The sequence below is a fragment of the Streptomyces sp. NPDC090445 genome (genome assembly GCF_044769385.1).
In the GTDB taxonomy this organism is placed as follows: Bacteria; Actinomycetota; Actinomycetes; order Streptomycetales; family Streptomycetaceae; genus Streptomyces.
Genome location: NZ_JBIVXV010000050.1, coordinates 4,603 through 29,733, shown reverse-complemented (window position 1 = coordinate 29,733; position 25,131 = coordinate 4,603). Strand labels below are relative to the sequence as shown.

The 25,131-nt window shown below is 76.3% G+C and carries 2 protein-coding genes; both read left to right on the top strand.

The window, feature by feature from the left end; translation table 11 throughout:
* Positions 1-2,415 (top strand): SDR family NAD(P)-dependent oxidoreductase (locus tag ACIQUT_RS39245; protein WP_403570415.1); only part of this gene is annotated, 2,415 nt, incomplete at its 5' end.
* A 45-nt stretch (positions 2,416-2,460) separates the two neighbouring features.
* Positions 2,461-25,131: an SDR family NAD(P)-dependent oxidoreductase gene (locus tag ACIQUT_RS39240; RefSeq protein WP_403570414.1), complete on the top strand. Its 22,671-nt coding sequence runs from the start codon at positions 2,461-2,463 to the stop codon at positions 25,129-25,131.

Below are 25,131 nucleotides of genomic sequence, written 5' to 3'. Positions count from 1 at the left end.
ATCCAGGAGACGGTGGAGGACGCGGGTCGTGAGGCCGCCGTCCTCGGCTCCCTGCGCCGCAACGAAGGCGGCCTGGAACGGTTCTGGCTCTCGCTCGCCGAGGCCTGGGTCCGCGGCGTGGCGGTCGACTGGAACGCGGTGTTCGCGGGCATGGGCGCCCGGCGGGCGGAGCTGCCGACCTACGCCTTCCAGTCCCGGCGGTACTGGCCGGAGGCGGCCCCCGCCGAGCCGGCCGCGCCGCAGGCGGAGAGCACGATCGACGCCCGGTTCTGGGACGCCGTCGAACGCGAGGACCTCGCCGCGCTCACCGCCGAGCTCCACGTCGACGGCGACCAGCCCCTGACCGCCCTGCTGCCCGCACTGTCCTCGTGGCGGCGCCAGAGCAGGGAGCAGGCCACGGTCGACGGCTGGCGCTACCGCGTCACCTGGAAGGCCCTCGCCGACACCACCGCCACCCGGCTGTCCGGGACCTGGCTGGTCGTCGTGCCCGAGGCGCTGTCCGGTCCGGCCGGGGACACGGCCGCCGCCGTCCTGCGCACCCTCGCCGACCGCGGCGCCGAGGTCCGTACCGTCACCGTGGCGGCCGACGCGGCCGACCGGGAGACGCTGACCGCCGCCATCGAGGCCGCCGCCGACCCGGCGACCACCCCCACCGGGGTCCTCTCCCTCCTCGCCCTCGGCGACGGCACCGAGACGGGTGGCGTGCTGCGCGCCCACGCCGGGCTGCTCGGCACCGCCGCGCTCGTACAGGCCCTCGGCGACGCCGACGTGGCCGCCCCGCTGTGGTGCATCACCCGCGGCGCCGTCGCCGTGGCCCGCTCCGAGCGCATCCACGATCCGGCGCAGGCCCTCCTGTGGGGCTTCGGCCGGACCGTCGCGCTGGAGCACCCCGACCGCTGGGGCGGCCTGCTCGACCTGCCCGCGCAGGCCGACGACCGCACCCTCGAACGGCTCGTCGGGGTCCTGGCCGGCGACGGCACCGAGGACCAGGTCGCCGTCCGGCCCTCCGGGCTCCACGGCAGGCGGCTCGCCCACGCCCCCCTCGCCGACGTACCGGCCGCCCCCGCCTGGAAGCCGTGCGGGACGGCCCTCGTGACCGGCGGCACGGGCGCGCTCGGCGCGCACGTGGCCCGCTGGCTCGCCGCGAACGGCGCCCAGCACGTGATCCTCACCAGCCGCCGCGGCCCCGACGCCCCCGGCGCGGACGCTCTGCGCGAGGAACTCAGCGCGCTCGGCACCGAGGTGACGGTCACCGCCTGCGACATGGCCGACCGGGACGCCGTCGCCGCGCTCCTCGCCGCCGTCCCCGCCGACCGGCCGCTCACCGCCGTGTTCCACACGGCCGGAATCCTGGACGACGGAGTCATCGACGGGCTCACCCCGGAGCGGTTCGCGACCGTACTCGCCCCCAAGGCGGACGCGGCGCACACCCTGCACGAGCTGACCCGCGACCTCGGCCTGTCGGCGTTCGTCCTGTTCTCCGGAGTCGCCGGCACCCTCGGCGACGCCGGCCAGGCCAACTATGCCGCCGCCAACTCCTACCTCGACGCCCTCGCCGAGCAGCGGCACGCCGACGGCCTGCCCGCCACCTCCGTGGCCTGGGGCCGCTGGGGCGAGAGCGGCCTCGCCGCGGGCGGCGCCATCGGCGAGCGCCTCGACCGCGGCGGCGTCCCCGCCATGGCCCCGGCCGCGGCGATCAGCGCCCTCCAGCAGGCCCTCGACCACGCCGAGCCGGCCGTTGCCGTCGCCGACATCCGGTGGGAGCTCTTCACCCCCGGCTACACGGCCGTACGGCCCAGCCCGTTCCTCGGCGACCTGCCCGAGGTACGGCGGCTCGCGCAGGCCGCCCCCGCCGACGGTGCCGGGCACGGCGCCGACGCGAAGGGCGCCCCGGGCGAGGCGCTGCGGCAGAGGCTGTCGGTGATGCCGCAGGCCGAACAGGCCCTGGCCGTCCTGGAGCTCGTCCGCTCCCACGCGGCGACCGCGCTCGGGCACCCCACCACCGACGAGGTGGGCGCGGGCCGCGCGTTCAAGGAGCTCGGCTTCGACTCCCTGATCGCGCTGGAGCTCCGCAACCGGCTGAACGCCGCCACCGGGCTGAAGCTTCCGGCGACGCTGGTCTTCGACCATCCGACGCCGGCCGTCCTGGCCGAGTTCCTGCGCGCCGAGATCGTCCAGGACGGCAGCACCGCGGCCGCCCCCGGCATCGCGGAGCTGGAGAAGCTCGAATCCGCGCTGTCCGTCCTCGATCCCGACGACGGGACGCGCGCCGACATCGCCTCGCGCCTGCAGGCCCTCCTGGCGAAATGGGGTGAACCGCAGGCCCATTCGAGGGACGGGGCCGTGGCCGACAAGCTCCAGGAGGCCACGCCCGACGAGCTCTTCGACTTCATCGAGAACGAGCTCGGGATCTAGCGCAGCGGACAGCAGGCAGTAGCAGCACAAGGGTTTGTGACGAACATGGGTGAGGTTCCAATGGCGGGTCAGGCGTCGGATCAGGACAAGATCCTCGGCTACTTGAAGCGGGTGACGGCCGATCTGCACCAGACGCGGCAGCGCCTTCGCGAGGTCGAGGCGCAGGAGCCCGAACCCATCGCGATCGTCGGCATGTCCTGCAGGTTCCCCGGCGGCATCGAGTCGCCGGAGGACCTGTGGGACCTGGTCGCGGGCGGTCGGGACGCCATCACCGACTTCCCCACCGACCGCGGCTGGGACATCGAGTCCCTGTACGACGCCGACCCCGGGCGGAGCGGCACCTCGTACACCCGCGAGGGCGGATTCCTCGACCGGGTCGGCGAGTTCGACGCCGCCTTCTTCGGGATCAGCCCCCGCGAGACCCTCGGCATGGACCCGCAGCAGCGCCTGCTGCTCGAAACCTCCTGGGAGGCCTTCGAACGCGCCGGCATCGACCCGGGCACCCTGCGGGGCAGCAAGGCCGGCGTGTTCATCGGCACCAACGGCCAGGACTACCCCGACCTGCTGCGCGACGGCGTCCCGCAGGGCGTCGAGCAGTACCTCCTCACCGGGAACGCGGCGAGCGTCGTCTCCGGCCGCCTCTCCTACACCTTCGGGCTGGAGGGGCCGGCCGTCACCGTCGACACCGCCTGCTCGTCCTCGCTCGTCGCCCTGCACCTCGCCGTGCAGGCCCTGCGGGGCGGCGAGTGCTCCCTGGCCCTCGCCGGCGGTGTCACCGTCATGTCCAGCCCGCGCGCCTTCGTGCAGTTCAGCCGGCAGCGCGGACTCGCCCCCGACGGCCGGTGCAAGCCGTTCGCCGAGGGCGCCGACGGCACCGGCTGGGGCGAGGGCGTCGGCATGCTCCTCGTGGAGAAGCTCTCCGACGCCCGCCGCCACGGGCACCCGGTGCTCGCCGTGGTCCGCGGCAGCGCCATCAACCAGGACGGCGCCTCCAACGGCCTCACCGCCCCCAACGGGCCCTCCCAGCAGCGCGTCATCCGGCAGGCCCTCACCAACGCCGGACTCACCCCGGCGCAGGTCGACGCCGTCGAGGCCCACGGCACCGGTACGACCCTGGGCGACCCCATCGAGGCCCAGGCCATCCTCGCCACCTACGGCCAGAACCGCGCCGAGGGCCGGCCGCTGTGGCTCGGCTCGATCAAGTCCAACATCGGGCACACCCAGGCCGCCGCCGGTGTCGCGGGCATCATCAAGATGGTCCTCGCCATGCAGCACGGCGTCCTGCCCGAGTCCCTCCACATCGACCGGCCGTCCGCGGCCGTCGACTGGACCACCGGCGCCGTCGAACTCCTCGCCCGGGCCGTGCCCTGGCCCGAGACCGGGCAGCCGCGCCGCGCCGGCATCTCCTCCTTCGGCGTCAGCGGCACCAACGCCCACACCGTCATCGAGCAGGCCCCGCCCGCCGACACACCCGCCGCAGCGGGGGACACCGGCACCGCGGACACCACTGCGGATGCCGCCGCCGCGGTGGAGGGCGCCACCGGGCCCGTCCCGCTGCCGGTCTCCGGACACGGCGACGAGGGCCTGCGCGCCCAGGCCGGCCGCCTCGCCGACCACCTGCGCGCCCACCCCGCACTCGCCGCCGACCCGGCGGCCCTGGCCGACCTCGGCTTCTCCCTCGCCACCGGCCGCGCCGCGCTGGACCGCCGCGCCGTCCTCTTCTCCGACGGCCGTGAGCAGCTCCTCGCCGACCTCGACGCGCTCGCCGCCGGCGAGCAGCCCGCCACCGCCGTCGTCGGCGCCGTCGGCGAGGGCAACACCGCCTTCCTGTTCACCGGCCAGGGCAGCCAGCGCCCCGGCATGGCCCGCGACCTGTACGCCGCCCACCCGGGCTTCGCCCGCGCCCTGGACGCCGTACGCGACGAACTCGACCGGCACCTCGAACGCCCCCTGTACGACGTGCTGTTCGCTGCGGAGGGCACCCCCGAGGCGGCACTGCTGGACGAGACCGCCCACACCCAGGCCGCCCTGTTCGCCGTCGAGGTCGCCCTCCACCGGCAGCTCGAACAGTGGGGTCTCACCCCCGACTTCCTCATCGGGCACTCCATCGGCGAACTCGCCGCCGCCCACGTCTCCGGAGTCCTCACCCTCCCCGACGCCGCCGCCCTGGTCGCCGCCCGCGGCCGGCTGATGCAGGCCCTCCCCGCCGGCGGCGCGATGATCGCCGTCGAGGCGACCGAGGACGAGGTCACCCCGCTCCTCACCGACCGGGTGTCCATCGCCGCCGTCAACGGCCCCCGCTCCGTCGTCGTCTCCGGCGACGAGGACGCGGCCGCCGCGGTCGCCGAGGCCCTGCGCGCCCGCGGCCGCCGCACCAAGCGGCTCACCGTCAGCCACGCCTTCCACTCGCCGCTCATGGACGGCATGCTCGACGCGTTCCGCGAGGCCGCCGAAGCCGTCTCCTACGCGCCGCCCGTCATCCCGATCGTCTCCAACCTCACCGGCGCCTCCGTGACCGCCGAGGAGATCTGCACCGCCGACTACTGGGTGCGGCACGTCCGCGAAGCCGTCCGCTTCCACGACGGCGTACGCGCCCTGGGCGCGCTCGGCGTCACCACCTTCGTCGAGGTCGGCCCCGGCGGCGTCCTCACCGCCCTCGCCCAGGACTGCCTCGCCGACCACGGCGACGGCAACGGCAACGGCGACGCCGTGTTCGTGCCCGCCCTGCGCGCCGACCGCCCCGGGCCGGCCGCGTTCGCCGCCGCCGTCGCCAGGGCCCACGCCCACGGCGCCGCCGTGGACTGGTCCGCCGTCTTCGCCGGCCGCGCCGCCACCCGCGTCGACCTGCCCACGTACGCGTTCCAGCGCCGCCTGTACTGGCCCGAGCAGCCCACCGCCTGGACCGGCGACGTCACCGCCGCCGGCATCGGCTCCGCCGACCACCCGCTGCTCGGCGCCGCCATCGCCCTCGCCGACGGCGACGGCTACCTGTTCACCGGCCGCCTCTCCCTGGCCACCCACCCCTGGCTCGCCGACCACACGGTCATGGACACCGTGCTGCTGCCCGGCACCGCCTTCGTCGAACTCGCCCTCCAGGCCGGCGAGCACACCGGCTGCGAACTCCTCGACGAGCTCACCCTCCAGGCCCCCCTGGTCCTGCCCCCGCACGGCGGCATCCAGATCCAGCTCGCCGTCGGCGCGCCCGACGCCGACGGACGGCGCCCGCTCACCCTGCACTCCCGGCCCGAGGACGCCGCCGACGACACCTGGGGCGAAGGCGCCTGGACCCGGCACGCCACCGGCCTCCTCGCCCCGGCCGCCGCCCGGGACGGCCGGGGGACCGGCACCGACCTGGCCAGCTGGCCGCCGCAGGGCGCCACCGCCCTCCCCGTCGACGGCCTCTACGCGTACCTCACCGGCACCGGCTTCGCCTACGGGCCCGTCTTCCAGGGCCTGACCGGGGCCTGGCAGCGCGGCGACGAGGTCTTCGCCGAGGTCCGCCTGCCCGAGCAGGCCCACGCCGAGGCCGCCCTGTTCGGCCTGCACCCGGCCCTGCTCGACGCCGCCCTGCACGCCGTCGGCATGGGCTCCCTGCTGGAGGACACCGAGCACGGCCGGCTGCCGTTCTCCTGGAGCGGCGTCTCCCTCCACGCCGTCGGCGCCCGCGCCGTCCGCGTCCGCCTGGCCCCCGCCGGCCGGGACACCGTCTCCGTCGACCTCGCCGACGAGACCGGCGCCCCCGTCGCCTCCGTCGACGCCCTGCTGCTCCGCCCCGTCAGCCCCGACCAGGTCCGGGCCGCCCGCACCGCCTTCCACGACGCGCTGTTCCGCGTCGACTGGACCCCGCTGCCCCTGCCGGCCGCCACCACCGTCGCCCCCGGCCAGTGGGCGCTGCTCGGCGAGACCGCCGCCGACTCCCGCCTCACCGGCGTGCTGCCGACGGCCGCCACATACGCGGACCTCGCGGCCCTCGGCGCGGCCGTCGAGGCCGGGGCCGCGGTCCCGCAGGCCGTCGTCGTCCCCGTGTCCGCCGCCTCCGTGTCCGCCGCCGGCGGCGGCGCCTCGGCGACCCCGGTCGACGCCGCGCTGCCCGCCGCCGTCGCCGACGCCCTGCACCACGCCCTCGAACTGGCCCAGGCCTGGCTCGCCGACGACCGCTTCGCCGGCTCCCGCCTGGTGTTCACCACCCACGGCGCCGTCGCCACCACCGCTGGCTCCGACGTGCCCGACCTGGCGCACGCCCCGCTGTGGGGCCTGCTGCGCGCGGCCCAGTCCGAGCACCCCGACCGGTTCGTCCTGCTCGACCTGGACGACCGCGACGAGTCCCTGCGCGCCCTGCCCGCCGCACTCGCCACCGGGGAGGCGCAGCTCGCCCTCCGCGAGGGCCGCGCCGTCGCGCCCCGGCTCGCCCGCGTCCCCGCCGTCCCCGCGGCCGAGGGGCAGGAGGCCCGCCCGCTCGACACCGGCGGCACCGCCCTGGTCACCGGCGCCACCGGCACCCTCGGCGGGCTCGTCGCCCGCCACCTGGTCACCGCGCACGGCGTCCGCCGCCTGCTGCTGACCAGCCGCCGCGGCGAGGCCGCCGCCGGCGCCCCCGAACTCCTCGCGGAGCTGCGCGCGCTGGGCGCCGAGGTCACCCTCGCCGCCTGCGACGCCGCCGACCGCGCGGCACTCGCCGCGCTGCTGGCCGCCGTACCGGCCGAGCACCCGCTGACCGCCGTCGTCCACACCGCCGGTGTCCTCGACGACGGCATCCTCGAAGCGCTCACCCCCGAGCGGATCGACCACGTCCTGCCCGCCAAGGTCGACGCGGCCGTGCACCTGCACGAGCTGACCCGCGGCCTCGACCTCGCCGCGTTCGTGCTGTTCTCCGCCGCCGCCGGCACCCTCGGCGCGGCCGGCCAGGCCAACTACGCCGCCGCCAACACCTTCCTCGACGCCCTCGCCCACCGCCGCCGCGCCGAAGGCCTGCCCGCCACCGCGCTCGCCTGGGGCCTGTGGGCCGAACGCAGCGGCATGACCGGCGACCTCGCCGACACCGACCTGGAGCGGATCTCCCGCGCCGGCGTCGCCGCCCTGTCCTCCGCCGAGGGCCTCGCCCTCATGGACACCGCCCGCGAGACCGGCGACCCCACCGCCGTCCCCATGCACCTCGACCTGGCCGCCCTGCGCCAGGCCGACGCGAGCATGGTCCCGCCGCTGCTGCGCGGCCTGGTCCGGCCCGCCGCCCGCCGTACCGCCGCAGACCGGGACGCCGCCCCGGCCGACGGCCTCACCGAGCGGCTGCTGCCGCTCACCGCCGCCGAACGCGACCGGCTGCTGCTGGCCACCGTCCGCGTCCAGGTCGCCGCCGTCCTCGGCTTCCCCGGCCCCGACGCCGTCGACCCCGGCCGCGCCTTCAAGGAACTCGGCTTCGACTCGCTCACCGCCGTCGAACTGCGCAACCGCCTCGGCTCCGCCACCGGCGTCCGGCTGCCCGCCACCCTCGTCTTCGACTACCCCACCCCGAACGCGCTCGCCGCGTTCCTGCGCACCGAACTCCTCGGCGACCAGGCCGCCCCCGCCGGCGGTACCGGCACCACCGCGCACGTCCCGGCCGTCGCCGACGAGCCCATCGCCATCGTCGCCATGGCCTGCCGCTACCCCGGCGGCGTCAGCACGCCCGAGGAGCTGTGGCAGCTCGTCGCCGGCTCCGCCGACGCGATCTCCCCGTTCCCCACCGACCGCGGCTGGAACCTCGACGCGCTGTACGACTCCGACCCCGGCCGCGCCGGGACCTCGTACACCCGCGAGGGCGGATTCCTGCACGACGCCGCCGACTTCGACCCCGACGTCTTCGGCATCAACCCGCGCGAGGCCCTCGCCATGGACCCGCACCAGCGGCTCCTGCTGGAGACCTCCTGGGAGGCCTTCGAACGCGCCGGCATCGCCCCGGCCGCGATGCGCGGCAGCCGCACCGGCGTGTTCGCCGGCGTCATGTACCACGACTACCTGACCCGGCTCCCGGCCGTCCCCGAGGGCCTGGAGGGCTACCTCGGCACCGGCACCGCCGGCAGCGTCGCCTCCGGCCGCATCTCCTACACCTTCGGCCTCGAAGGCCCCGCCGTCACCATCGACACCGCCTGCTCCTCCTCCCTCGTCGCCCTGCACCTGGCCGCGCAGGCCCTGCGCAGCGGCGAGTGCGACATGGCGCTCGCCGGCGGTGTCACCGTCATGTCCACCCCGGACACCTTCATCGACTTCAGCCGCCAGCGCGGCCTGTCCACCGACGGCCGCTGCAAGTCCTTCTCCGCCGACGCCGACGGCACCGGCTGGGCCGAGGGCGCCGGCATGATCCTCGTCGAGCGGCTCTCCGACGCCCGCCGCAACGGCCACCCGGTGCTGGCCGTGGTCCGCGGCACGGCCGTCAACCAGGACGGCGCCAGCAACGGGCTGACCGCCCCCAACGGCCCGTCCCAGCAGCGCGTCATCCGCGAGGCCCTCGCCCACGCCGGCCTGACCGCCGCCGACGTCGACGCCGTCGAGGCCCACGGCACCGGCACGACCCTCGGCGACCCCATCGAGGCCCAGGCCCTGCTCGCAACCTACGGCCAGGACCGGCCCACGGACCAGCCGCTGCGGCTCGGTTCCATCAAGTCCAACATCGGCCACACCCAGGCCGCCGCCGGCGCCGCCGGCATCATCAAGATGGTCCTCGCCATGCGCCACGGCGTCCTGCCGGCGTCCCTGCACATCGGCGAGCCGTCCCCGCACATCGACTGGACCGCCGGCGCGGTCTCCCTCCTCACCGAGCAGACGCAGTGGCCCGAGACGGGCCGCCCGCGCCGCGCGGGCATCTCCTCCTTCGGCGTCAGCGGCACCAACGCGCACGTCATCATCGAGCAGCCGCCCGCCGACGGGGACACCGAAGCCGGGACCCCCGAAGCCGACGCCCCCGCGACCGGCACTCCCGAGTCCTTCGCCCCCGCCGGCACCCCGCTGCCGTTCGTCCTGTCCGGCCGGACCCCCGACGCGCTGAGCGCCCAGGCCGCCCGCCTCGCCGCCCACCTCGCCGGCCGGCCGGATGCGGCGCCCGCCGACGTGGCGTACTCGCTGGCCACCACCCGTACCGCCCTGGACCGCCGGGCCGCCGTCGTCGCCGCCGACCGCGAGGAACTCCTCACCGGGCTCGCCGCGCTCGCCGAGGGCCGCGACCACGCCCGGCTCGTCCGGCACGACGCCGGCGACGGCCGGCTCGCCGTCCTCTTCACCGGGCAGGGCAGCCAGCGCCCCGGCACGGGCCGTGAACTGTACGCCGCCCACCCGGTGTTCGCCGCCGCCCTGGACGAGGTCTGCGCGGCCCTGGACCCGCACCTCGAACAGCCCATCAAGGACGTCCTGTTCGCCGAGGACGGTGCACTCCTCAACCGGACCGGGTACACCCAGCCCGCCCTGTTCGCCCTGGAGACCGCGCTCTACCGGCTCGTCGAATCCTGGGGCGTGCGCCCCGACTTCGTCGCCGGCCACTCCATCGGCGAGATCACCGCCGCCCACGTCGCCGGCGTCCTCACCCTGCCCGACGCGGCCGCCCTGGTCGCCGCCCGCGGCCGGCTCATGGAGCAGCTGCCCGAAGGCGGCGCGATGATCGCGCTCGCCGCCACCGAGGACGAGGTCCGGCCGCTGCTCGCCGGCCGGGAGGACCGGATCGGCATCGCCGCCGTCAACTCCGCCTCCGCCGTGGTCGTCTCCGGCGACGAGGACCTCGCGCTGGAGATCGCCGCCGAGTTCGAGGCGCGCGGCCGGCAGACCAGGCGGCTCACCGTCAGCCACGCCTTCCACTCCCCGCTGATGGACGGCATGCTCGACGCCTTCCGCGAGGTCGCCGCCTCCCTCACCTACCACGCGCCCGTCATCCCCGTCGTCACCCACCTCACCGGCGAGGTCGCGGGTGAGGAACTGCGCACCCCCGAGCACTGGGTCGCCCACGTACGCGAGGCCGTCCGCTTCCTCGACGGCATCCGCACCCTGGACGCCGAGCGCGTCACCGCCTACCTCGAACTCGGCCCGCAGGGCGTGCTGTCGGGCCTGGGCCGCGACTGCCTGACCGACACCGGCAGCACCACCGATGCCGTGTTCGTCCCGGCCCTGCGCCGCGACCGCGGCGAGGCCGAGGCGCTGGCCGCCGCGATCGCCGCCGTCCACACCCGTACCGTCCCGGTCGACTGGACCGCGTACTTCGCCGCGACCGGCGCCCGCCGCACCGACCTGCCCACGTACGCCTTCCAGCGCCGCCGGTTCTGGCTCGAAGCCCCCGCCGGCTTCGTCGGGGACGTCGAGTCGGCCGGTCTGGGCGCCGCCCACCACCCGCTGCTCGGCGCCGCCGTGCCGCTCGCCGACGGCGAGGGCTTCCTGTTCACCGGCCGCCTCTCCCTCGACACCCACCCGTGGCTGGCCGACCACGCCGTCATGGGCACCGTCCTGCTGCCCGGCACCGCCTTCGTCGAGCTCGCCATCCGGGCCGGCGACCAGGCCGGCTGCGACGTGCTGGAGGAGCTCACCCTCGAAGCCCCGCTGGTCCTCGCCCCGCACGCAGCCGTCCGCCTCCAGATCGTGGTCGGCGCCCCCGACCGGGACGGCCGCCGCACCCTGGACCTGTACTCCGGCGACCCGGACGCCGCCGACGACGAGCCGTGGACCCGCCACGCCACCGGCGTCCTCGCCACCGGCGCCCCGCGCCCCGCGTTCGACCTCACCGCCTGGCCGCCGCCCGGCGCCGAGGCCGTCACCGTCGACGGCCTGTACGAGCACCTCGGCCAGGGCGGCTTCGCCTACGGGCCGGTCTTCCAGGGCCTGCGGGCCGCCTGGACCCTCGGCGACGACGTGTACGCCGAGGTGGCCCTGCCCGACGACCGGCAGGCCGACGCCGCCCGGTTCGGCCTGCACCCGGCCCTCCTCGACGCCGCCCTGCACGCCACCTTCGTCCGGCCGTCCCCCGACGGCGACCGCGGGGCCGGACTGCCGTTCTCCTGGCGGGGCGTGGCCCTGCACGCCGTCGGCGCCGCCGCGCTGCGCGTCCGCCTCACCCCGGGCGGCGAGGACATCCTCTCCCTCCAGGTCGCCGACGCCACCGGCGCGCCCGTCGCCGCCGTCGAGCGCCTGATGGTGCGGCCCGTCTCCGCCGACGGGCTGGCCGGCGCCGCCCGCACCGCGTACCACGAGTCCCTGTTCCGCATCGACTGGGCCACCCTGCCGCTGCCGGCCGGCACCCCGGACGACCGGCCCGGCGACGACTGGGCCGTCCTCGGCGACGGCACCGGTCTGCCCGGCCGCACCCACACCGACCTGGCGGCCTTGGCCGCCGCCGTCGACGCGGGCGCCCCGGCCCCCGCGTACGTCCTGGCCCCCTCCCCGGCCGCCGCCGGGGAAGGCGCGCTCAGCCCGGACGCCGTCCGCGCCGCCACCCACCGGGCCCTCGCCCTGGTCCAGGGCTGGCTCGCCGACGACCGGTTCGCCGAGTCCCGCCTGGTGTTCGTCACCCGCGGCGCCGTCGCCACCCACGGCGACCGGGACCTCGCCGACCCCGTCCACGCCCCCGTCTGGGGCCTGGTCCGGACCGCGCAGGCGGAGAACCCCGACCGCTTCGTCCTCGCCGACCTCGACGGCACCGGAACCGGCACCGGAACCGGCACCGGAACCGGCACCGGAACCGGCACCGGAACCGGCACCGGAACCGGCGCCGACACCGACGAGACCCTGCCCGGCCTGCTCGCCTCCGCCCTCGCCACCGGCGAGCCGCAGTTCGCGGTCCGCCGCGGCACCGTCCACGCACCCCGCCTCGCCCGGGTCCCGGCCGGCACCCCGCTGACCCCGCCCGCCGACGGCACCGCCTGGCGCATGGACATCGAGGACAAGGGCACCCTCGACCACCTCACCCTCCTCCCCAGCCCGGAGTCCGAGGCCCCGCTGGAGCCCGGCCAGGTCCGCGTCGCCGTACGCGCCGCCGGCCTCAACTTCCGCGACGTCCTCAACGCCCTCGGCATGTACCCCGGCGACCCCGGCCTGATGGGCTCCGAAGGCGCCGGCATCGTCCTGGAGACCGGACCCGGCGTCACCGACCTCGCCCCCGGCGACCGCGTCATGGGCATGCTGCCCGGCGCGTTCGGCCCGCTCGCCGTCGTCGACCGCCGCATGATCGCGCCGATGCCCGAGGGCTGGACCTTCGCCGAGGCCGCGGCCGTACCGATCGTCTTCATGACGGCGTACTACGCCCTCCACGACCTCGCCGGCCTCCGCCGGGGCGAGACCCTCCTCGTGCACGCCGCGGCCGGCGGCGTCGGCATGGCCGCCGTCCAGCTCGCCCGCCACTGGGGCGCCGACGTGTACGCCACCGCCAGCCCCGCCAAGTGGGACACCCTGCGCGGACTCGGCCTGACCGACGACCGGATCGCCTCCTCCCGCACCCTCGACTTCGAGGACACCTTCCGCACCGCCACCGGCGGCCAGGGCGTCGACGTCGTCCTGGACTCCCTGGCCCGCGAGTTCGTCGACGCCTCGCTGCGGCTGCTGCCGCGCGGCGGACGCTTCGTCGAGATGGGCAAGACCGACGTCCGCGACCCGCAGGACGTCGCCGCCGCCCATCCCGGCGTCACGTACCGGGCCTTCGACCTCACAGAGGCCGGCCTCGACCGCATCCAGGAGATGCTGACCGCCCTCCTCGGCCTCTTCGAGTCCGGCGCCCTGCGCCCGATCCCGGTCTCCTGCTGGGACCTGCGCCAGGCCCCCGAAGCCTTCCGCTACCTCAGCCAGGCCCGCCACACCGGCAAGATCGTCCTCACCGTGCCCGCCGACTGGAACCCCGAGGGCACCGTCCTCGTCACCGGCGGCACCGGCACCCTGGGCGCCCTCGTCGCCCGGCACGCCGTCACCGTCCGCGGCGCCCGCCGCCTGATCCTGACCAGCCGCCGCGGCGAGGCCGCCGCCGGCGCCGCCGAACTCGCCGCCGAGCTGCGCGCCCTGGGCGCCGAGGTCACCGTTGCCGCCTGCGACGCCGCCGACCGCGACGCGCTCGCCGCCCTGCTGGACGGCATCCCGGCCGCACACCCGCTGACCGCCGTCATCCACACGGCCGGCGTCCTCGACGACGGCGTCACCACCGCCCTCACCCCCGAACGGGTCGACCGCGTCCTGCGGCCCAAGGCGGACGCCGCCCTGCACCTGCACGAGCTGACCCGCCGGCTCGACCTGGCCGACTTCGTCCTGTTCTCCTCCGCAGCCGGCACCTTCGGCGGCGCGGGCCAGGCCAACTACGCCGCCGCGAACGTCTTCCTCGACGCCCTCGCCCGCCACCGCCAGGCCCACGGCCTGCCCGGCACCTCCCTCGGCTGGGGCCTGTGGGCCGAGGCCAGCGGCATGACCGGCGAGCTGGACACCGCCGACAAGGACCGCATGACGCGCTCCGGCGTCCTCGGCCTCTCCTCCGAGGAGGGCCTCGCCCTCCTCGACGCCGCGCACCGCACCGGCGACGCCCACCTCGTCCCCATGCAGCTCGACCTCGCCCCGCTGCGCCAGGCCGACGCGAGCATGGTCCCCGCCCTGCTGCGCGGCCTCGTGCGGACCACGGCCCGCCGGGCCGTCGAGGCCACCGCCGCCGGCACCGGAACCCCGCTGGTGGAGCAGCTCGTCCGGCTCCCCGGGAACGAGCGCGACACCCTGCTCCTGGACCTCGTCCGCGACCAGGTCGCCGCCGTCCTCGGCCACGCCACCCCCGACGCGGTCGAGCCCGGCCGCGCCTTCAAGGACCTCGGCTTCGACTCGCTCACCGCCGTCGAGTTCCGCAACCGGCTCGGCGCCGCCGCCGGCGTCCGCCTGCCCGCCACGCTCGTCTTCGACTACCCGACGCCCACGGCCCTCGCCGGCTTCCTCAAGGACGAGCTCCTCGGCTCCGAGGCCGCCGCTGCCGCGGCCGCCCTCCCGCGGCACCCGGCCGGCGCCGGCGCCGTCGACACGGACGACCCCATTGCGATCGTCGCCATGAGCTGCCGCTTCCCCGGCGGCGTCCGCAGCCCCGAGGACCTGTGGCAGCTGCTCGCCGAAGGCCGCGACGGCATCGCCCACCTCCCGGAGGACCGCGGCTGGGACACCGACGCGCTGTACGACCCCGACCCGGACAACCCCGGGACCTCGTACGCCCGCGAAGGCGGCTTCGTCTACGACGCCCACCACTTCGACCCCGCCTTCTTCGGGATCAACCCGCGCGAGGCCCTCGCCATGGACCCGCAGCAGCGCCTGCTGCTGGAAACCTCCTGGGAGGCCTTCGAGCGGGCCGGGATCGACCCGACGGGGCTGCGCGGGCAGCAGGTCGGCGTGTTCGTCGGCCAGATGCACAACGACTACGTGTCCCGGCTGAACACCGTCCCCGAAGGCGTCGAGGGCTACCTCGGCACCGGCGGCTCCAGCAGCATCGCCTCCGGCCGCGTCTCCTACACCTTCGGCTTCGAGGGCCCGGCCGTCACCGTCGACACCGCCTGCTCGTCCTCGCTGGTCGCCCTGCACCTCGCGGCGCAGGCCCTGCGCTCCGGCGAGTGCTCGCTGGCCCTCGCGGGCGGCGTCACCATCATCACCACGCCCGACGTGTTCACCGAGTTCAGCCGCCAGCGCGGCCTCGCCGCCGACGGCCGCTGCAAGCCCTTCGCGGCCGCCGCCGACGGCACCGCCTGGGGCGAAGGCGTCGGCATGCTCCTCGTCGAGCGGCTGTCCGACGCCCGCCGCAACGGCCACCACGTGCTCGCGGTCGTCCGCGGTACGGCCGTCAACCAGGACGGCGCCTCCAACGGCCTCACCGCCCCGAACGGCCCCTCCCAGCAGCGCGTGATCCGGCAGGCCCTCGCCAACGCCCGGCTGACCGCCGCCGAGGTCGACGCGGTCGAGGCGCACGGCACGGGCACCCGCCTCGGCGACCCGATCGAGGCACAGGCCCTCCTCGCCACGTACGGGCAGGACCGGCCCGCGGACCACCCGCTCTGGCTGGGCTCCATCAAGTCCAACTTCGGCCACACGCAGGCCGCCGCCGGTGTCGCCGGCATCATCAAGATGGTCCAGGCGATGCGCCACGGTGTGCTGCCGCAGACCCTGCACGTGGACGAGCCCTCCCCGCACGTCGACTGGTCCGCGGGTGCCGTCTCCCTGCTCACCGAGCAGCGCGCCTGGCCGGAGACCGGCCGCCCCCGCCGCGCGGGCGTCTCCTCCTTCGGCATGAGCGGTACGAACGCCCACGCCATCGTCGAACTCCCGGACGGCACGGAGGCGCCGGCCGGCCCGGCCACCCCGGCGGCGGCCCCGGCCGCCCTCCCGTGGCACCTGACCGCCCGCACCTCCGAGGCCCTGCGCGCCCAGGCCGAGCGGCTCCTCGCCCACCTGGACGCCGACCCGGCGGCGGAGCCCGCCGACATCGGCCACACGCTGGCCACCACCCGGGCCGTCTTCGAGCAGCGCGCCACCATGGTCGCGGCGGACCGCGACGGCTTCCGCAGCGGCCTGGCCGCCCTCGCCGAGGGCCGCCCGGCGGCCGGACTGGTCCGGGGCACGCCCGCGCCCGGCGGGAAGCTCGCGTTCCTGTTCACCGGCCAGGGCAGCCAGCGCCCGGGCATGGGCCGCGAACTGTACGACGCCTTCCCGGTGTTCGCGGCGGCGCTGGACGAGGTCTGCGACCGCCTCGACCTCGAACTCCCGCTGAAGGACGTCCTGTTCGGGTCCGACGAGCAGCTCCTGAACGAGACGGCGTACACCCAGCCGGCCCTGTTCGCCGTCGAGGTGGCCCTGTTCCGGCTCGTCGAGTCGTGGGGCGTGAAGCCGGACTTCCTGGCCGGCCACTCCATCGGCGAGATCGCCGCCGCGCACGTCGCGGGCGTCCTCTCCCTGGACGACGCGTGCACGCTGGTCGCCGCCCGCGGCCGCCTGATGCAGGCCCTCCCGGCCGGTGGCTCGATGATCGCCGTCCAGGCCGCGGAGGACGAGGTCCTGCCGCTGCTCACCGACCGGGTGAGCATCGCCGCCGTCAACGGCCCGCAGTCGCTCGTGGTCGCCGGTGACGAGGACGCGGCGGCCGCCGTGGCCGCGCACTTCGAGGCGGAAGGCCGCAAGACCAAGCGGCTCACGGTCAGCCACGCCTTCCACTCGCCGCACATGGACGGCATGCTCGACGCCTTCCGCGAGGTCGCCGAGGGGCTGACGTACGCGGCCCCGCGCATCCCGGTCGTGTCCAACCTGACCGGCGCCCTCGTCTCGGACGAGATGGGCTCCGCCGACTTCTGGGTCCGGCACGTCCGCGAGGCCGTCCGCTTCCTCGACGGCGTCCGCGCCCTCGAAGCCGCCGGCGTCACCACGTATCTCGAACTCGGCCCCGACGGCGTCCTCACCGCCCTGGCCCAGGCCTGCCTTGCCGACGACACCGGCTCCGCGGCGTTCGCCGCCGCCCTGCGCGCCGGACGCCCCGAGTCCGAGACCCTGCTCACCGCCCTGGCCACCGCCCACGTCCGCGGCACCGCCGTCGACTGGCAGGCCTTCTACGCCCCGCTCGGGGCCCGGCGCGTCGACCTGCCGACGTACGCCTTCCAGCGCACCCTCTACTGGCTCGACGCCGGCCGCGCGGACGGCGACGTCACCGCCGCCGGTCTCGGCACCGCCGACCACCCGCTGCTCGGCGCCGAGGTCCAGCTGCCCGACTCCGACGGCCACGTCTTCACCGGACGCCTGTCGCTGGCCGGCCACCCCTGGCTCGGCGACCACCGGGTCATGGGCGCCGCCCTGCTCCCCGGCACGGCCTTCGTCGAACTCGCCCTCCAGGCCGGTGCGCACGTCGGCTGCGAGCTCGTCGACGAACTCACCCTGGAGGCGCCGCTGGTGCTGCCCGAGCAGGGCGGCGTCCAGCTCCGGCTCTCCCTCGGCGCCGCCGACCGCGCCGCCGGCCGGCGCAACCTGACCCTGCACTCCCGGCCCGAGGGCGCGGACCCGGACACCCCGTGGACACGGCACGCCGCCGGTGTGCTCGCGCCCGGCACCGGCCGGGCCCCGCAGCCCCTCACCGAGTGGCCGCCGACCGGAGCGGAGTCCGTCCCGGTGGACGGCCTGTACGAGGGCCTCGCGGAATCCGGCTTCGGCTACGGGCCGGTCTTCCAGGGCCTGCGGGCCGCCTGGCGCCACCAGGACGCGTACTACGCCGAGGTCGCCCTGCCCGAGGGCGCCGCGGCCGAGGCCGCACGGTTCGGCCTGCACCCGGCGCTCCTCGACGCGGCCCTGCATGCGCTCGGCCTGGGCGCCGCGGACGCGGGATCCGGCGAGGGCCGACTCCCGTTCTCCTGGTCCGGTGTGTCCCTGCACGCGGTCGGAGCAGCCGAGCTCCGCGTACGCCTGACCACCGCCCGCAACGGCGAGGTGGCCCTGACGATCGCCGACGCCACGGGCGCCCCCGTCGCCTCGGTGGCCGGACTGGCCCTGCGCGCCGTCAGCCGCGAGCAGCTCGCCACGGCACCGGACGCCACGCGTGACGCCCTGTTCCGGGTGGAGTGGACGGAAGCCGCCGTCGACGGGTCCTTCGAGGACTGGCGGATGCTGGACGCGGCCGAGGGGGCCGAGGGGGCCCAGGAGTCCGACGAGTCCGGCGAGTCCGCGGCCGCCGCACTGGTCGTGCCCTGCACGACGCCGGCCGGCCCGGACCCGGTCGCCGCGGCGCACGCGGAGACCGCACGGGTGCTCCGGCTGCTCCAGGACCGGTCGGCCGACGACCGGTCCGCGGACGCCCGCCTGGTGTTCCTGACCCGCGGCGCGGTCGAGGCCGTACCGGGCGAGGGCGTGGCGGACCTGGCGCACGCGGCGGTGCGGGGTCTGGTGCGGTCGGCGCAGTCCGAGAACCCGGGCCGCCTGGTGCTCGTGGACGTCGAAGCCGACGCGACCGACACCGACGTGGCCGAGGCGCTCTCGGCGGCGCTGGCCTCGGGCGAGTCCGAGGTGGCCGTACGCGGCGGCGCGCTGCTGGTCCCGCGGCTGGCCCGCGCCACGTCCGCGGCGGCCGAACCGGCCGCCGCGTGGGACGCGGACGGCACCGTGCTGGTGACGGGCGCGAGCGGGTCGCTCGGCGGGCTGTTCGCCCGGCACCTGGTCACCGGGCACGGCGTACGGCACCTGCTGCTGGTCAGCCGTCGCGGTGAGGCCGCGGAGGGTGCGGCCGGGCTGACGGCCGAACTGTCCGGCCTGGGCGCCGAGGTCGCCTGGGCGGCCTGCGACGTGGCCGACCGCGACGCCCTTTCCGCCGTACTGGCCGGGATCCCGGCGGAGCACCCGCTGACGGCGGTCGTGCACACCGCCGGTGTCCTGGACGACGGCGTCATCGGCTCCCTGACGGCCGAGCGGCTGTCCGCGGTCCTCCGCCCGAAGGCCGACGCGGCGTGGAACCTCCACGAGCTGACCCGGGACCTGGACCTCTCCGCGTTCGTCCTGTTCTCCTCTGCCGCCGGTGTGTTCGGCGGCGCGGGCCAGGCCAACTACGCCGCCGCCAACACCTTCCTCGACGCCCTCGCCGCCCACCGCCGGGCGAGCGGCCTCGCCGCCACCTCGCTGGCCTGGGGCCTGTGGACCGGCGTCGGCGGCATGGGCGGCGAGCTGGCCGACGGCGACCGCGAGCGCATCAACCGCGGCGGCATCGGCACCCTCACCCCCGAGACCGGCCCCGCCCTCTTCGATGCGGCCCGGCGCACCGCCGACCCGCTGCTCGTCCCGCTCCCGCTCGACCTGGCGGCCCTGCGCGCCCAGGCCCGTACCGGCATGGTTCCCGACCTGCTGCGCGGCCTGGTCCGGGTCCCGGCCCGCCGGGCCGCCGCCGGCCAGGGCGGTACGGGCGACGGCTCCGCGTTCCGTACGCGGCTGGCCGGGCTGCCCGCCGACGAGCGGGAGACGGCCCTCCTGGACATGGTCCGGGCGGAGGTGGCCGCCGTACTCGGCCACGCCTCCACCGACGAGGTGCCGGCCGACCGGGCGTTCAAGGAGCTCGGCTTCGACTCCCTGACCTCCGTCGAGCTGCGCAACCGGCTCGGGGCCGCCACCGGCGAACGGCTGCCCGCCACGCTCGTCTTCGACTACCCGACGCCGAGCGCCCTCGCCGCGTACCTGATCGCCGAGGTTTTGGGCCTGTCCGCGGACGAGCACGCCGGCTCCGCGTCCCCGACACCGTCCGTCACCCCGGGCGCCGCGCTGCACGAGGACCCGATCGCGATCGTCGGCATGAGCTGCCGCTACCCCGGCGGGGTCGAAACCCCCGAGGACCTGTGGCGGCTGGTCGCGGGCGGCGTCGACGCCATCTCGGAGTTCCCGCAGGGCCGCGGCTGGGACCTGGAGTCGCTGTACGACCCGGACCCGGACGGCAAGGGCACCAGCTACACCCGCTCCGGCGGCTTCCTGCACGACGCGGGCCGCTTCGACCCGGCGTTCTTCGGGATCTCCCCGCGCGAGGCCGTGGCGATGGACCCGCAGCAGCGCCTGCTGCTGGAGACCTCCTGGGAGGCGTTCGAGCGGGCCGGCATCGACCCGGCGAGCATGCGCGGCAGCCGGACCGGCGTCTTCGCGGGCATCATGTACCACGACTACGCCACCCGGATCACCTCCGTGCCCGACGGCGTCGAGGGCTACCTCGGCACCGGCAACTCCGGCAGCATCGCCTCGGGCCGCGTCTCGTACGCCTTCGGGCTGGAGGGCCCGGCGGTCACCGTCGACACGGCGTGCTCCTCCTCCCTCGTCGCCCTGCACTGGGCGATCCAGGCGCTCCGCAACGGCGAGTGCACCATGGCACTGGCCGGCGGTGTCACCGTCATGTCGACCCCGGGCACCTTCACCGAGTTCAGCCGCCAGCGCGGACTGGCCGCCGACGGCCGCATCAAGTCCTTCGCGGCGGCCGCCGACGGCACCAGCTGGGCCGAGGGAGCGGGCATGCTGCTCGTCGAGCGGTTGTCGGACGCCCGCCGCAACGGCCACCCGGTGCTGGCGGTGGTCCGCGGCTCCGCGATCAACCAGGACGGCGCGAGCAACGGCCTGACCGCCCCCAACGGCCCGTCCCAGCAGCGCGTCATCCGGCAGGCCCTCGCCTCCGCCGGCCTGAGCAGCGACCGGATCGACGTCGTCGAGGCGCACGGCACGGGCACCACCCTCGGCGACCCGATCGAGGCACAGGCCCTGCTGGCCACCTACGGCCGGGAGCGCGCGGCCGACGAGCCGCTGTGGCTCGGGTCGATCAAGTCGAACATGGGCCACACGCAGGCCGCCGCCGGTGTCGCCGGCATCATCAAGATGATCATGGCGATGCGGCACGGGGTGCTTCCGCAGACCCTGCACGTGGACGAGCCCACCCCGCACGTCGACTGGGAGGACGGTGCCGTCGCCCTGCTGACCGAGTCCGTGCCGTGGCCGGAGACCGGCCGCCCGCGCCGCGCCGGTGTGTCGTCCTTCGGCATCAGCGGCACCAACGCCCACACGATCATCGAGCAGGCCCCCGAGGAGCTCGCCCCGGCCGCGGCGGACGACCGTCCGGCGCCCGTGCTCCCGTACGTGCTGTCCGCCAGGTCGGCGGACGCGCTGCGCGGCCAGGCGGCCCGCCTCCGGGCCCACCTGGAGGGCGCGCCCGAGGCCGGAACCGCGGACGCGGCCTACTCGCTGGCCACCCGCCGCGCCGCCTTCGACCACCGCGCGGTGGTCGTCGCCGGCGACCGGGACGAGCTGCTGCGCGGCCTGACCGCACTGGCGGACGGCGACCCGGCCACCGCCGGGGTCACGCGCGACACCGTGGGCGCGGCCGGCGCCGGAAAGCTCGCCTTCCTGTTCACCGGCCAGGGCAGCCAGCGCCTCGGCGCGGGCCGGGAGTTGTACGACACCCACCCGGTGTTCGCGGCCGCCCTCGACGCGGTGTGCGCCGAGCTCGACCCGAGGCTCGAACTCCCTCTGAAGGACGTGCTGTTCGGCGACGACGCGGCTCTCCTCGACCGCACGGAGTACACCCAGCCCGCACTGTTCGCCGTCGAGGTGGCGCTGTTCCGATTGCTGGAGTCGTGGGGTGTGCGGCCGGACTTCCTGTCCGGTCACTCGATCGGTGAGATCGCCGCCGCGCACGGGGCGGGCGTGTTCCCGCTGGCCGACGCCTGTGAACTCGTCGCCGCCCGCGGCCGGCTGATGCAGGCACTCCCGACCGGCGGCGTGATGATCGCCGTACAGGCCTCGGAGGACGAGGTCGCCCCGCTGATCGGCGAGGGCGACCGGGTGAGCATCGCCGCGGTCAACGGCCCGCAGTCGGTGGTCGTCGCCGGCGACGAGGACGCCGCCGTCGCCATCGCGGCCGGCTTCCAGGCACAGGGCCGGAAGACCAAGCGGCTGACCGTCAGCCACGCCTTCCACTCGCCGCACATGGACGGCATGCTGGCCGACTTCCGCAAGGTCGCCGAGCAGCTCACGTACACCGCCCCGCGCATCCCGGTCGTCTCCAACCTGACCGGCGCCCTCGCCGGCGACGACATGGCCTCGGCCGATTTCTGGGTCCGGCACGTTCGCGAGGCCGTCCGCTTCCTCGACGGCATCCGCACCCTGGAAGCCGCCGGAGCGACCACGTACCTCGAACTCGGCCCCGACGGCGTGCTCTCGGCGATGGCCCAGGACTGTCTGGCCGAGGACGGCGCGGCCCGCTTCGCGCCCGCCCTCCGCGCCGGCCGCCCCGAGCCCGAGACCCTGTCCACGGCCCTCGCCCGGGCCCACACCCGCGGCACCGCCGTGGACTGGGAGGCGTACTTCGCGCCGACCGGCGCCCGCCAGGCCGAACTGCCCACCTACGCCTTCCAGCGCGACTGGTTCTGGCTCGACTCCGCCGCCGGCGCGCAGCACACCCCGGGCGACGCCGCAGGCTTCGGCCTCGGCACGACCGACCACCCGCTGCTCGGCGCCGCCGTCGAACTGCCCGACTCCGACGGCTTCCTCTTCACCGGCCGGCTGTCCACGGCCACCCAGCCCTGGCTCGCCGACCACGCCGTCCTCGGCTCGGTCCTCCTGCCCGGCACGGCCTTCGTCGAGCTCGCCGTCCGCGCCGGCGACCAGGTCGGCTGCGCGGTCCTGGAGGAGCTGGCCCTGGAGGCCCCGCTGGTCCTGCCCGAGCGCGGCGGAGTCCAGCTGCGGCTCTCCGTCGCCGCCGCCGACGACTCCGGACGGCGCGCCCTGACCCTGTACTCCCGCGACGAGGACAGCGACGCCGACCAGCCGTGGACGCGGCACGCCACCGGCGTCCTCGCCCCCGGCACCGCCGACCCCGCCACCCCGGCGGCCGACCTCACGGCCTGGCCGCCGGCCGGAGCCGAACCGGTCGACCTCGACGGCCTCTACGAGGGCCTCGCCGCAGCCGGCTTCGACTACGGCCCCGCCTTCCAGGGCCTGCGCTCCGCCTGGCTGCACGGCGACGCCGTGTACGCCGAGGTGAGCCTCGACGAGGACACCGCCGGCACGGCCGACCGGTTCGGCCTCCACCCGGCCCTCCTCGACGCCACCCTCCACGCGGCCGGCCTCGGCTCCCTCGTCGAGAACACCGGCCAGGGGCGGCTGCCCTTCGCCTGGAACGGAGTCCGGCTGCACGCCGCCGGCGCCGCCGCGGTACGGGTCCGGCTGGCCCCGGCCGGCCGCGACGCGGTCGCCCTGGAGCTCGCCGACCCGGCGGGCGCACCGGTCGCCTCGGTGGAATCGCTGGCGCTGCGGGCGGTCTCGCCCGAGCAGATCGGCGCCGCGGCCCGCGGCGGCCGCCAGGACTCGCTGTTCCGGGTCGAGTGGACCGCCGCACCCGTCACCCCGGTGTCCGCGGCCGAGCAGCGCCCCTGGGCCCTGCTCGGGGACGGCCACCCGGGCCTGGACGCCGTCGGGGTCCGCTACCAGGCCCACGACTCCCTCGCCACCCTCGCGGACCCGGCGGTGGTGTGCATACCGCTCGCCCCGGTGACCGACCCGGAGGACGTCGTGGGCGCGGTGCACGCCGAGACCCGACGGGTGCTGGCGCTGCTCCGGGAATGGCTGTCGGACGAGCGGTTCGCGGACTCCCGCCTGCTGGTCCTGACGCAGGGCGCGGTGGCTGCCGTACCGGGCGAGGGCCCGTCGGACCTGGTGCACGCCGCGGCGTGGGGCCTGCTGCGGTCGGCGCAGTCGGAGAACCCGGGCCGCATCGTCCTGGCCGACACCGACGGCAGCGACGCGTCCCACCGCGCGCTGCCCGCCGTACTCGCCTCGGGAGAGTCCGAGGCCGCGGTGCGGGGCGGTTCCGTCCTGGTGCCGAGGCTGGCACGGACCGCGGCGGCCGACGGCTCCGCCACGGAGTGGGACGCCGACGGCACGGTCCTGGTGACGGGCGCGAGCGGCTCGCTCGGCGGGCTCTTCGCCCGCCACCTGGTCACCGGGCACGGCGTACGGCACCTGCTGCTGGTGAGCCGTCGCGGTGAGGCAGCCGCGGGTGCGGCCGACCTGTCGGCGGAGCTGGCGGGTCTGGGTGCCGAGGTCGTCTGGGCGGCCTGTGACGTGGCCGACCGTGATGCGCTGGCCGCCGTACTGGCCGGGATTCCGTCGGAGCACCCGCTGACGGCGGTCGTGCACACGGCCGGTGTCCTGGATGACGGTGTCATCGGCTCGCTGACGGCCGAGCGGCTGTCCGCGGTGCTGCGTCCGAAGGTGGACGCGGCGTGGAACCTGCACGAGCTGACCCGGGACCTGGACCTGACGGCGTTCGTGCTGTTCTCCTCTGCCGCCGGTGTGTTCGGTGGCGCGGGCCAGGCCAACTACGCCGCCGCCAACACCTTCCTCGACGCCCTCGCCGCCCACCGCCGGGCGAGCGGCCTCGCCGGCACCTCGCTGGCCTGGGGCCTGTGGGCCGAGACCGGCGGCGGCATGGGGGCCACCCTGGACGCGGACGAGGTCTCGCGCCTCGGCCGCGGCGGCATCCACGCCATCGGCGCCACCGAGGGTGTCGCACTGTTCGACACCGCCGGCGCGACCGGGCAGGCGCTGCTGGTCCCGGTCAAGCTGGACCTGCCGGCGCTGCGCGCCCAAGCCGGCAGCGGTATGCTCCCGCCGCTCCTGTCCGGCCTGGTCCGTACCCCCGTACGGCGGACCGCAGGCACCACCGTCCCCGGCTCGGACGGCGGAGCCGAGCTGCGCGAGCGCCTCACCGCCCTGGCTCCGGCCGCACGCGACGAGGCCCTGCTGGAGCTGGTCTGCTCGTACGTCGCAGGGGTCCTCGGCTTCGCCGGCCCCGAAGCGGTCGACCCGGCGCGTTCGTTCAACGAGGTCGGCTTCGACTCGCTGACCGCCGTCGAGCTGCGCAACCGGCTCGGCGCCGCCACCGGCGTCCGCCTGCCCGCCACCCTCGTCTTCGACTACCCGACCCCGACGGCCCTCGTAGAGTTCCTGCGGGACGAGCTCTGGCAGGACGGCGCCGCGGCGGTACCCCCGCTGCTCGCCGAACTGGACCGGCTGGAGAAGACGCTCGTCACGTCCACGCCCGACGACGCCGGCCGCGACCGCATCACCGAGCGGCTCCAGGCACTGCTGGCCGCCTGGGGCGAGGCCGGGGCACAGGCCGCCGGGGCCCCCGCCGCCGACGGCGCCGATGTCGCCGAGGCACTGGAGAGCGCGACCGACGACGACCTCTTCGACTTCATCGGCAAGGAGTTCGGCATCTCATGA